Below are 12,688 nucleotides of genomic sequence, written 5' to 3' on the forward strand. Positions count from 1 at the left end.
ATACAAAATTTCAAAACCTTTGATTTCATCGTCGATAGAATTAATCTATTTTTTGATATAATTGAAAACTTATAACAAAATTCCTACACGTGTCCCTTCTGAGATAGCATCATGTAATCGCCGGGGAGAAACAGCGTCGCCAATAAGTTCAATCTCACGATCCGGTGCAGCTGAAGTTAGCTGATTAAACAAGCGATTATCTCCTTCTTCATAGCCGATTAATATGATCATTTCATCCTTTTCAATGATCCGCTTCCTATCCGTCCATTTGTCCTTCAATACAGGAATGCCGTCCCTCGTTTTGACCAAATGTTTATTTGGAGACATCGTCACATTCTTTTCGGATAATAACCGGTATAGTTCAGGCTTTTGCATTTCATCCAAATCTTCTGAAATCGACCACAATGGTGTGGCAATTTCAACTTGGGAAGCTCCTGCTTCTGCTGCAAAGTGAGCGATGCTGCCCCCTCTGAATTTTCCCTCTCGATCATAAACGATCACTTTACTATCGGCATTGATTGAAACCTGGCTATCAAGTAGTTCAACATCCGTTACATAACGGGGGTTCAAATCATTTGCTTCAAAGTTTCTCGGATTGGAACCTGTCGCAAGCACAACTGCATCAGGATTTAATTGCAATACATTATCACTCGTTCCTTTTTTATTAAGATGAACGTTTACGTTTAGTCGGTTTAATTCTTGTTCCAGCCATTTAATGTGTCTACCGTAATGGGGTCGTTCGGAAGCCATTGCAGCGAAATAAACTTTTCCCCCTAGTTTATCGGTACTTTCCAACAGATGCACCTCATGTCCGCGAATGGCCGATACGCGAGCAGCCTCCATTCCGGCCGGGCCACCACCGACAATAGCAATTTTGCGTTGATGCTGTGCAGGGGGGATATGATCTAAAGAATCATCGGCCATGGCAGGATTCACCGTACAAAGAACCGGCATCCCCATATATAACCTGCCGATACAACCTTCCGTGCATGCAATACACGGTCTTATTCGAGAAAACTCCCCTTTTTGTGCCAGCTGTGGCATATCCGGATCCGCTATAATAGCTCTTGTCATACCAACAAGATCACAATCTTCATTCGTCAAAGCTTTTTCCGCCTGACTGGGATCAAGATTACGTCCGGCAGCTAAAACAGGGACCGAAAGATGCTCTTTCATTTTTCCCGACACATGATTAAAAGTGCCCCTTGCAAACGTATCTCCGGGAACAACCGCAGCCTGTGCGCTGTAGGTTGCACCGGTACCACCGCTAATGCCAAACATATCAATGCAACCTAAATGATCAAGTGTTCTGGCAATTTCGAGCATATCCTCATGGTCAAGGCCTAGCACATCGGTTTTTGGGTCACCCGTCATTCTAAAACCAATAATGAAGTCACTTGATACAGCCTCTCTAACAGCTTGAATCACCTCGATCGAAAAACGCATACGACCGGCAAAATCCCCACCATATCTATCCGTTCGATGATTAAGAGCAGGACTCCAAAACTGTTCTATTAAGTGTCCTGCAAAGGATGTGATTTCAATGCCATCCCAGCCACACCTTTCAAGTCGTGCAGCGGCGTCAGCAAAGGATTCCACGATTGGGGCTATTTCCTCCGTACGCAAAACATGGGGTGTCTCACGATGCACCCCTTCCGGAATAGCGGATGGCGCTTGTATAGGGCGGCCACTGATCGACGAACCTGCACGTCTTCCCATATGGGTTGCCTGAGACATGATTAAGGAACCATGAGCATGAACACGCTCCGCAAGCTCCTTCAATAAAGGCTCATTTTCCTCATTCCATAAACTTACGGATCCATAAGAAGCTGCTGATTCCTCATAGACACTGGCAGAACCAAACGTCATAATGATCCCGGCGCCTCCGGCAGCTTTACGTTCATGATATCGAACATGACGTTCATTTATAATGCCCGTACCATTATCCCACGCTACAGCATGTGCCGTTGATACGATTCGATTTTTGGCTTCTTTCGTTCCAATTTTCAACGGACTAAATAAGGTCTTCAAATTTGCCCGTACCGTTTGATTATTATCCACTGGTGTCCCTCCTTCATTTATCAAAATAAACCAACAATTTTTCCGTCTTCATCAACGTCAATGGATTCGGCTGAAGGAGATTTAGGGAGCCCTGGCATCGTCATAATGTTGCCGGTTAACATGACAATGAATCCTGCTCCGGCGGATAGTTTCACATCTCTTATTGTTATTTCAAAATCGCTCGGCCTTCCTATTTTCGTCGGATCATCGGAAAATGAGTATGGCGTTTTCGCCATACATACCGGAAGATCCCCATACCCTAACGCCTCCAGCTTTCCAATTTCTTTTTCCGCGATTCCAGTAAGTTCTACCCCTTTTCCACCATATACCTTTTGAACAATCTTTTCGATTTTCTCGAGGATCGAATCTTCCAGGTCATAAGTGAACATTGGCTGGCTTCCGCGATCAGCCAGCCGAACAACTTCCTGTGCAAGTTCCTTACCACCTGAACCGCCGTTTGCCCATACATCGGATAGCACGACCTCTACACCTTGCTCCCGACATTTTTCTTCTATTTTTTTCAGCTCCGCTTCGCTGTCCGTTGGAAATTTATTAATGGCCACAACCGTTGACACGCCGAATGTTTCTTGCATAATGTCCAAATGTTGCAATAAATTAGGCAGCCCTTTTTCAAGTGCTTGGAGATTTTCTTTTTCCAACTCGGTTTTTGAAATGCCACCATGCAATTTCAATGCTCTGACCGTTGCAACAACAACGGTGGAGGACGGCCTTAAACCTGACAGGCGATATTTAATATTAATGAACTTTTCCGCTCCCAAATCGGCACCGAATCCTGCTTCCGTCACAACATAATCCGCATAGTTCAATGCCGTTTTTGTCGCTTGTATACTATTGCAACCGTGTGCGATATTGGCAAAAGGTCCGCCGTGGACAAATGCCGGTGTATGTTCCAACGTTTGTACCAAGTTTGGTTTTATAGCGTCTTTCAAAAGAGCTGCCATCGCTCCGTGTGCTTTCAATTGACCCGCGGTAACAGGGGCATCGTCTTTTGTATAGCCAATAACAATTTTCTTTAACTTTTCTTTCAAATCTTCAAGTGTTTTTGCTAAACAAAAGATCGCCATAATTTCCGAAGCCACCGTAATTTCAAATCCATCTTCACGTGGCGTCCCGTTTGCTTTTCCGTGTAAACCCTCCACGACATGGCGAAGTTGCCGGTCGTTCATATCGAGCACTCGTTTCCATTTAATATTACGAGGATCAATATTCAATGGATTCCCATGGTGGATATGATTATCGATGATGGCAGCCAATAAATTATTCGCCGCACTGATAGCATGAAAATCACCGGTAAAATGCAAATTGATATCTTCCATAGGTACGACCTGGGAATAACCACCCCCGGCGGCCCCGCCTTTCATGCCAAACACAGGGCCTACGGAAGGTTCCCTTATCGCAACCGCCGCATTTTTTCCTATTTTTTGAAGGGCATCAGCCAAACCAATGGAGGTGGTCGTTTTCCCTTCACCGGCAGGTGTTGGACTAATGCCCGTCATAAGAATCAATTTTCCACTTTCTTCATGCTCGATCTTTTTGTTCTGATCTTCGTTAATTTTTGCTTTGTAATCTCCGTATAATTCAAGCTTGCTTCGCCCCACCCCCATTTTTTCGGCAACCTTTTCAATCGGCTTCATCGTTATACATTGTGCAATTTCTACATCTGATTTCATATTTGCAAGCCTCCAATAGGTAGAGTGCTGATTGGCAAAGCGAAACAGAAACATCAATGGTCCGGTTGTGACGAACCTTAAAAAAGAATGAAAGATGCTAAAAACAGATGAGTGCTGCAATCATATAGCTATACGACCGAAAATTTTTTTAAGTGTGTCTAGTTCGTTAAAGGTGTACATATGGAAGCCAGCGATCCCATTGTCCGACTCATTTAAGTGCGGGGCGTAGGTGCTCAACAAGTCGGAGGCGTCGTATCCGCGCAACATTTTTCCCGTCAATTTCAGATTCTTTCTGAGGAAGCGTATCGAATCGGTCACACCAATGCGGGTAGCGATACGAATCAGTTTGTCCGGTTTCACCGGCCCAGGGATGCCCAAGTAGAACGGCAGTTGCAGACCGGCTTCACGCTGGCTCCGCACCCAAGCAAGGACTTGGTCGGGGTCGAAGCACATCTGCGTCACGGCGTAGTGCGCGTAAGGCGCTTTCGCCAAGACGTCCTTGGCGAGGATGTCACTACCGATATCAGGGTGCCCTTCGGGATACGCCGGAATTCCGATGCGGCAAATCTCGTGCTCGCGTGTGGCTAGGGATTGCAACAGATCAAAGCCATGATGATACGGGCCCAGCGGCTGCCTCTGATCGCCGCCGATAACGAAGATCTCATCCAAATCGTTGGCCTGCAGCTCCTCAAGCATTGCATCCAGATGTCCTCCACTCCGGATCATCCGCGCCGCAATATGGGGAACAACTCGGGCAAAATGAGGAGCCAATGCGATTGCCGTTTCGATCGTAGCGTCGACCCCTTTTTTCGGCGAGCAGGTAATCGTCAGCGTGGCGTGAGGTGGGAGTGCCGCCGTAGCCCGCTCAACGATACGGTCGGTAGGTATGAGTTCGAAGCGTGGTTCACTCATTTCTCCGAACTGCGCAACCGACAATTGTCGATCCATCATTGCCATCACCTCTTTCATTTTGGAAGTTAGAGGTTGGAAAGTTAGAGATTGGATGGAAATGGCCAATGTCTTCGAGTCCAACTTCCAACCTCTAAATTCTAACCTCCAGAACGTCTAAAGCTTCCGGCCGGTCTGGGCCAATCCCGTGCCGGGGAATTCGGGTGGCTTAAACGGCGTCTCTGCAACCTCTGCCGTAACACGCCCGCCGGCATACGGCTCGGGAAGGTGCACTTCAAGCTGGGTTCCGATCGCACTAAATGAGTGGGGTAACATCGCATAACCAATATTGCACCCTTGGGTCGGCGAATAAAAAGCAGAGGTGATGTAACCGACCGGCTTCGTCTCATTTTCAGCGTAGACAAGGTAAAAATCCGCGGGGTACCAGTCGATCTGATTGCCGCCAAACTTCAGCCCTGCCAACTTGCTGGTGACCCCTTCGTGCTTGATGCGAGCCAGCGCTTCCTTACCCACGAATCGGGACTTGCTCAAATCTACTTGCCAATCCAGTCCGACCTGGTACGGATTGGTCTCCAGATCCATGTCCTGACCGTAGGAGAGGATGCCCGCCTCGATCCGACGGATGTGGCCCGGGGCAATCACTTTTAGATTATGGGCCTTGCCGGCTTCTAGGAGATGGTTCCAGAACCGTTCGGCATTGACGCTCGCGTCATAGAGGTAGATCTCATAGCCAGCCTCACCCGAGAACCCCGTGCGGGACACGATAACGGGACAACCGTTTACTTCGCCCTCGAGCAGTCCGTAATAGGGAACATCGTGGATCCGCTCACCAAACAGGTCGATCATGAGCGCTGTCGACTTCGGCCCTTGAATTTGCACCGGGGCAACATCGATTTCACGCACCGTGCAATCAAATTCGTTCGTGGAATTAAGCGCCTGCAACCACAAGGAAACGTCACTGTCGGAGAGCGAGAACCAAAATTCATCTTCATGCGGACGAAGGAGGACCGGATCATTGATGATTCCACCTTCTTCGTTGCACAAAATAACGTAGCGGGCCTTTCCTACCTTAACTTTTTCGACCGGGCGCGTGATGGCCAAGTCGACCAGTTTGGCGGCATCAGGGCCTTTCACTTGAATCTGTCGTTCTACCGCGACATTCCAAAGGGTAACGTGTTCGGTGAGGTATTCGTATTCTTTGAGGACGCCGCCCTCCTCCCATGGGATGTAGGCGCGCGGATGGTACATATGGTTGTATACCTCATAGCACCAACAGCCTGCCTCCTGGGAAAGATGCCAGAAGGGGGACTTGCGCATCCTTTGAGAGATCAACATGCGTGAACCGTTATCCCCGCTTTGGCGCAGGTTAACCGGGACGTTCCTGTTCACTCCCAGTACCTCAAGATCGTTAGACGTTTTGAATTCTGATATAGGTTGCACCTCAACAGACATTACAATTGCCTCCTCATTTGATGAATATTTAAATAAAATAGACAGCACTGACACCGTCTGACATGACCGAATCACCCTCCTGGCCGATTAAACACCTTAGAAACACTCGAATACTTTTTATTTTCTGATATTACAAAATTTTTCTGCCGCCTTCCCAGGCATGTTGAACAGCGCCCCCCTCCCATAATCAGCTCACAATTTCATATCACGGTTCCTGCCGTATAGACCTCTTCAACATTTTGTTCTTGCATTCATTTCATAATCATGATTATTTTATATTCTTGATTACATTATAATCACCAATTTTTGATTTGTAAATGATTTCAAAAAAATTGTTTTAAAAAATTTCTCCCTTTTCTTGAAGTTCCCCATTACAAGCCACTATAGACAACCCGCACACACCAGCGACCATCCTCTTACAATCATCATATTAGAAACATCCTAATTTTCGAAAAATTACACAAAAAATAGTCCCTTCCTTCAATCCTTTCTATACAACGTGAAGAAACGATTGTTTATGCTTATCACTTTAAACGGATACACCTTATCTTATCACTTCCCGTTTATATAATCATGATTATATTTTTATTATTGGTTATATAATAATCATTGTAAAGAGATTTTTTTAATTTTTCCGCAAAAATTTTTTGACATTATTTGAGTCATTTCAAGCTTATTTGAAGAATGCTAGACATTATGCTAGATTAAAGTAAAGATGAATCGGGATTCACATTTTCAAACCGAAAAACCGAGAAGAGGTGAAAGCTTGGACAAAAAGGCGATTCAAACGGTCCGCATGATGAGATATTTTATAGACGCCACCGTTCAAATCATTGAAGAGGAAGGCATTGAAAATGTAACTATCCGAAGAATATCCGATTTGGCCGGTTATAATAGCGCGACCATATATAATTACTTTAGCGAACTTTCGCACCTGATTTTCTATTCTTCGTTAAAAATTTTAAGAAAATATACATCAGCGCTGCCTGGATATATGGCGAAAGGGAACAATCCTCTGGAAAGATTTTTGCTCATGTGGGAATGCTTTTGTCAATATTCCTTCTCTGAACCGCACATCTATCATGCTATTTTCTCCTCGGATGTCGGAGGCGGATCCAAAGAACTGATGGATGAGTATTATGATCAGTTCCCGGATGATCTCGACGATTTGCCATCCGATTTAAGGCCGATGTTTTTGGAATTTGATATGACAACTAGGGAACGCATCGCGATGGAGGAGTGCATTCAAACGGGGGATATTAAGGAAGAAAACGCAGAACACGTACAGGAAATGATAAAATTGATCTGGCAGGGCATGTTGACCCTCGTACTGAACCAAAGATATAACTACTCTGCGGAAAAAGCAACGGAAATTACGATGACTTACATTAAGGAAATCATGGAAAATGCCAATTCGTTTTCCTTTAGCCGATTTCCCTAAACAAAATGATGTAAGGCTAAAGACCAAAAAAGGGCTTCCTTCTCAAATGAAAAGGAAGCCTCTCTTTGTTATTGCCGAATCGCCCCATGCGGATCAATGACGAATTTCTTCGCAATGCCGCTGTCGAAATCAGCGTAACCATCTGGGGCCTCATCAATAGAAATCACTTGTGCGTTCACCGCTTTGGCAATTTGGGCATTGCCGGATAAAATCGATTTCATCAACCCACGATTGTATTGCATTGCCGGGGTTTGTCCGGTAACGAATGAATGAGCTTTTGCCCAACCCTGCCCGAAGCGGACTTTTAATGATCCTGTCTGTGCATCTTTATCCGCTGCGCCGGGATCTTCGGTTACATAAAGGCCGGGTATGCCGAGGCCTCCGCCGGCCTGCGTGACATCCATGATGGCATTCAAAACAGCCGCGGGTTGTTCTCCACTCTCTCCGTGACCGGAAGCTTCAAATCCGACCGCGTCAACCGCTGCATCCACTTCCGGCATGCCCAGAATCTGTTCAATCTGCTCACCTAAACGATCATGTTCTCTCAAATTGACCGTTTCACAACCGAAACTTTTCGCTTGCTGCAACCGTTCTTCATTCAAATCGCCAACGATGACAGCGGATGCACCAAGCAGTTGTGCGGAATGTGCGGCAGCTAGTCCTACCGGCCCGGCGCCGGCAACATAAACAGTTGACCCCATCGTGACTCCAGCTGAATAGGCTCCGTGAAATCCGGTCGGAAAGATATCCGTAAGCATTGTTAGGTCAAGAATCTTATCCATCGCTTGATCCTTATCGGGGAATTTCAGAAGTTGAAAATCTGCATAAGGAACCATCACATATTCTGATTGGCCTCCGACCCAACCGCCCATATCGACGTAGCCGTATGCCGAACCGGGGCGTTCCGGATTCACGTTCAAGCAAATATGTGTTTTTTGCTGTTGGCACATGACACAGCGTCCGCAAGCGATATTAAAAGGAACCGAAACCATGTCCCCTTTTTCAATACATTCAACATCCCGTCCTGTTTCCATCACTTCGCCGGTAATTTCGTGTCCGAGAACCAAACCCTTAGGAGCTGTCGTCCTCCCTCGAACCATATGTTGGTCGCTGCCGCAAATGTTAGTCGCAATCACTTTGATGATCACGCCGTGTTCACATTTTCGATCCACATTTTCTTTAGGTACACCGGGGCCATCCCTAAGTACAAGTTCCGGATAGCCAATGTCCTCAACCGTGACCTTACCTTCTCCCTGATAAACAACGCCTTTGTTAGAAGCCATGATACTCCCCCAAGTCAATTTTAATGATGGCAAAAGGTTAAGAGTCAAAATTCATTTTCTATTATGAAAATGACTCCCTTTTTAAATTCACAAATTTTTAACCATAACCTTTGAAGACAATTGTAATAACAGTCTTACATCTTGTAAAATGATTAAAAGAGATACCTTCGATCATTTTAAGAAATAAATATTTAAAGGAGGGCATCAAGTGGAAATAAGAGATTTGAAGATTTTTAAAAGTGTTTCTTTTCATAAAAGTGCCAGTAAAGCAGCTAACGAGTTAAATTATGTCCAATCTCATGTTACGACAAGAATTCAACTGTTAGAGAAAGAATTAAATACTCGGTTATTTCACCGTGACAGTCGTGGAATGATTCTAAATCCTGAGGGGAAAAAGTTGTTGTCTTATACTGATAATGTTTTATCTATGCTCAATGAGATGGTCAAAGTTGTTCAAGATTCGGATGAGCCCTCCGGTGAACTTGATTTAGGCACAGTTGAAACGATCATACGACTCCCCCATATTTTATCGAACTATCACGAGTATTATCCAAACGTAGATTTATCCTTGGTCACAGGTGTAACCGAAGAACTTGTCCAGCAAGTCATTACGCACCAATTAGATGGTGCCTTTGTCACCGGGTTTGAAGAACATCCTAAAATTACTCAACATGACGTATTTCATGAAGAATTAACGCTAATATCAAATAAAGAAATGACGATTGACGAAATTGTCCATAAACCATTGCTTGTATTTAAAAATGGGTGTAGCTACCGAGCTAAATTAACAGAATGGATAAAAGCTGAAGGCATACACCCGGCTAAAATGATCGAATTTGGCACACTGGAGACCATTCTCGGCTGTGTTGTATCTGGATTAGGCGTCACCCTCCTCCCAAAATCTACCATCGAGCACCTAGAAGAAAACGGCACTGTTTACAGCAAGAAGCTTCCTGACAAATACAGTCATGTAACGACCGTTTTTATTCGTCGATCAGATGCTTATTTAACAAACTCGATGAAAAAATTCATGGAAACAATTCAAACGTCAACAGACACAAAAACTGGCTTGTTAAGGTATCACTTTCAATGATTAAAGATATCGATAACAGTCATTTTACGTGATATATCTTCTCATTTAAACTATAACCAAATGCCTTGCATTTATGAAATTTCAATTATTGGAGGGAATTATGCAATGAGTAACTTAAACCTTAGTTTTGCAAAGACATTGATTGAGGCTGCTGAACGAGAGTCACAAAACCTTGGCTTATCAATGGTGATTTCGATCATGGATGAAGGCGGGAACCTCATCGCTACCCATCGGATGGATGATGCGTGGCTCGCAAGTGTTGACATCGCGCAAAACAAAGCATGGACCTCTGTGGCGCTAAAAATGCCGACATCCAATCTGGAAGAAGCCACAGTACCTAACGCAAGTCTTTATGGATTAAATACGACAAATCAAGGAAAAATTGTCGTATTCGGCGGTGGGATCCCGTTGATTAAAGACGATCAAGTCGTCGGAGCTGTTGGCGTGAGTGGAAGTACGGTCGATCATGATGTACAGGTAGCGGAAGCTGCAGTTAAAAAATTCGAAGGAAGCCTCACAAATGGGCAAAGATGATTATGATGTAATCGTTGTTGGAGCGGGCTCTATGGGAATGGCAGCCGGTTATTATTTATCGAGACAGGGAGCAAAAACACTACTCATCGATGCTTTCGACCCTCCACATACAAACGGAAGCCATCATGGAGAAACCCGCATCATTCGCCATGCCTATGGCGAAGGGAGGGAATATGTCCCTCTGGCGATAAGATCCCAAACATTGTGGAATGAACTACAAGAAGAAGCCGACGAAATCATCTTTAAAAAAACAGGAGTGCTGGGGTTTGGTCCGGATGGATCGGATTTTATCGATGAAGCAATCGCGAGTTCCAAAGAATATTCACTGCCCCTTGATTTGTTGGATGCCGCAGAAATAAATGAACGCTGGCCAGGAATCCAACTTCCGGACGGATACAAAGGATGTTTTGAACCCGAGTCCGGCGTTCTATACAGCGAGAATTGCATCAGAGCCTATCGCCATTTGGCTGAAAAAAACGGTGGAAGCATTGTTCCTAATGCACCGGTTAAAAATATAAAAGCTGACAAAGATTCTGTTTCGATCGAAACTGATGATGAAACATATATCGGAAAAAAAGTAATCATTAGTGCCGGGGCTTGGAACAAAGACGTGCTAGCAAATTTAAATTTAGATATACCACTGCAACCGACACGTCAAACAACCACCTGGTTTGATTCAGATCCATCCTTATATGAGGCCGATGTTTTTCCTGCTTTTTTCGTTGACACACCTTCTGGTGTCTATTATGGATTCCCCAGCTTTGATAGCAGCGGGTTAAAAATTGGACGGTTTGATATCGGGGAAAAAACTGAAGCAGCTTATATGAACCGTGAATACGGGATATATCCAGAAGATGAAGGGCATGTACGTAAATTCTTAGAAACATATATGCCCCAGGCCGCAGGTGACTTAAAACAGGGGCGTACCTGTATTTTCACTCGAACTCCGGACGAACATTTCGTTGTCGATCTACATCCAAACCATTCCAATATCGCCATAGCGGCAGGCTTTTCCGGCCACGGCTTTAAATTTGCAAGTGTCATCGGAGAAATTTTAAGCCAATTGGCTTTGGATGGACAGACAGAACATGATATCTCGAAATTCTCCATAACGCGGCCGGCTTTACAGCAAAACGAGTAATCTTCCCGATAATTTTAATGAACAGGGTAATCTTCCCCTGTTCATTTTTTGACGCCAATATGATCGGCTATCATTATTTCTCTCGTCTGCCCCGGGACAAGTAAAAAAGTACGGTTGGGACACTTTTTCAGATAATGCACCGCTTTTCACGTTCCAACGGCTATGGTTGGAGTACTTTTTCTCGCTAACCATCACAATTCACGTTTCAACCGGTGCTCTTAGGTACCTTTTGAGCGGATTGGGTATCCTTGAGATGAAATCTTCCCTTAGTTCGGACTTTATTCAAGACATTATCCCGTTAATCTTCACAGGTTAAAACCGCAACGACAAACACGTCAGGCTCCCATCTTTTTTCTGGAATTCCGATGCCTCAACCTCGATGGTTTGAAGCCCCAGTGCCTTGATTTGTTTGTACGTCTCCGTAAAGCCTTTCGGCATGATAATGGTATTTTTGATACGCAGACAATTGGCCGCATACGCTTCATTATCGGGGACAACGATTTTTTTCAAAGAGGAGAAAGCGGGTTCATCTACGAATTCACCAGCAACAAGGACGTGATCGTCTCCGATATACGTGGCCCCTGTTTTTAAATGAAGAAAATCATGGACGGGGATAAAAGAGGTCGTACACCCGTACTTCTTCACGATGTCCCGGAATTGCTCAGCGCCTTCCCGGTTTGTCCGATCAGAAAGGCCAATGTAATAGTGATTCTCTCCATGTATCACATCACCTCCATCCATATGCCCGGGATCAGAAATCGATTCAATATTGTCGTAAAAACGTTTCAGTATCGGCTCGATGATATCTTTTTCGCCGGTACGGGAAGGCGCGCCCGGATTTGTCAATATGGCGCACTCTGCAGTGACGACCGCGGGATCTTCAACATAGATGGCATCCGGGTATCTTTCATCTTCCTCGAGCACCGTCACCTCCAGCCCGCAAGTTTCTAATGCTTCAACATACTGTTTATGTTGGGCACGCGCGAGCTCGATATCCGGAGTGCCGAGAGATGCGTCGTTGAGCCCATCAACATAGCTGTCCCCGACTTTTCTTACAATGGCTTTTGAAAACATGTAAGCCCC

At 45.0% G+C, this 12,688-nt stretch carries 10 protein-coding genes; 4 read left to right on the forward strand and 6 right to left on the reverse strand.

From position 1 onward, the window contains the following. Positions 1 to 69: 69 nt before the first annotated feature. The 4 genes from DT065_RS07345 to DT065_RS07360 all read right to left on the reverse strand — a co-directional run bounded on the left by DT065_RS07345 (position 70) and on the right by DT065_RS07360 (position 6,113). A complete protein-coding gene (locus DT065_RS07345) occupies positions 70 to 2,061 on the reverse strand; it encodes an oxidoreductase (protein ID WP_160112445.1) in 1,992 nt (663 codons plus the stop codon). 20 nt (positions 2,062 to 2,081) lie between these two features. Continuing rightward, the gene (locus DT065_RS07350) at positions 2,082 to 3,752 is read right to left on the reverse strand and encodes a formate--tetrahydrofolate ligase (protein ID WP_114372126.1); all 1,671 of its coding nucleotides are present in this window, start codon (positions 3,750 to 3,752) and stop codon (positions 2,082 to 2,084) included. A 120-nt stretch (positions 3,753 to 3,872) separates the two neighbouring features. Beyond that, positions 3,873 to 4,703 (reverse strand): methylenetetrahydrofolate reductase, encoded by an 831-nt coding sequence (locus DT065_RS07355; protein WP_160112446.1) that lies wholly within the window; start codon positions 4,701 to 4,703, stop codon positions 3,873 to 3,875. Between the two features lie 114 nt (positions 4,704 to 4,817). Continuing rightward, a complete protein-coding gene (locus DT065_RS07360; RefSeq protein ID WP_114372130.1) occupies positions 4,818 to 6,113 on the reverse strand; it encodes a glycine cleavage T C-terminal barrel domain-containing protein in 1,296 nt (431 codons plus the stop codon). A gap of 766 nt (positions 6,114 to 6,879) precedes the next feature. Between DT065_RS07360 and DT065_RS07365 the strand changes: the two genes are divergently transcribed. After that, complete coding sequence (locus DT065_RS07365) at positions 6,880 to 7,554, forward strand: TetR/AcrR family transcriptional regulator (protein WP_227002759.1); 675 nt, start codon at positions 6,880 to 6,882, stop codon at positions 7,552 to 7,554. A gap of 68 nt (positions 7,555 to 7,622) precedes the next feature. Here DT065_RS07365 and fdhA read toward each other — a convergent pair whose 3' ends face one another. Then, positions 7,623 to 8,837 (reverse strand): formaldehyde dehydrogenase, glutathione-independent, encoded by a 1,215-nt coding sequence (gene fdhA, locus DT065_RS07370; protein ID WP_114372134.1) that lies wholly within the window; start codon positions 8,835 to 8,837, stop codon positions 7,623 to 7,625. A 208-nt stretch (positions 8,838 to 9,045) separates the two neighbouring features. Here fdhA and DT065_RS07375 point away from each other — a divergent pair, with 208 nt between their 5' ends. The 3 genes from DT065_RS07375 (at position 9,046) to solA (ending at position 11,605) form a co-directional block, all read left to right on the forward strand. After that, positions 9,046 to 9,930 carry a LysR family transcriptional regulator gene (locus DT065_RS07375; RefSeq protein ID WP_114372136.1) on the forward strand — a complete coding sequence of 295 codons (885 nt, stop codon included), beginning with the start codon at positions 9,046 to 9,048 and terminating at the stop codon, positions 9,928 to 9,930. Between the two features lie 105 nt (positions 9,931 to 10,035). Then, complete coding sequence (locus DT065_RS07380) at positions 10,036 to 10,464, forward strand: GlcG/HbpS family heme-binding protein (RefSeq protein WP_114372138.1); 429 nt, start codon at positions 10,036 to 10,038, stop codon at positions 10,462 to 10,464. Beyond that, entirely contained in the window at positions 10,451 to 11,605 is a 1,155-nt protein-coding gene (gene solA, locus DT065_RS07385; protein ID WP_114372140.1) for an N-methyl-L-tryptophan oxidase, read from the forward strand. The genes DT065_RS07380 and solA overlap by 14 nt, the downstream gene beginning before the upstream one ends. 312 nt (positions 11,606 to 11,917) lie before the next feature. Here solA and DT065_RS07390 read toward each other — a convergent pair whose 3' ends face one another. Then, positions 11,918 to 12,679 carry a dimethylarginine dimethylaminohydrolase family protein gene (locus DT065_RS07390; protein ID WP_114372142.1) on the reverse strand — a complete coding sequence of 254 codons (762 nt, stop codon included), beginning with the start codon at positions 12,677 to 12,679 and terminating at the stop codon, positions 11,918 to 11,920. Between the last annotated feature and the right edge of the window lie 9 nt (positions 12,680 to 12,688).

This window comes from Salicibibacter kimchii (genome assembly GCF_003336365.1).
In the GTDB taxonomy this organism is placed as follows: domain Bacteria; phylum Bacillota; class Bacilli; order Bacillales; family Marinococcaceae; genus Salicibibacter; species Salicibibacter kimchii.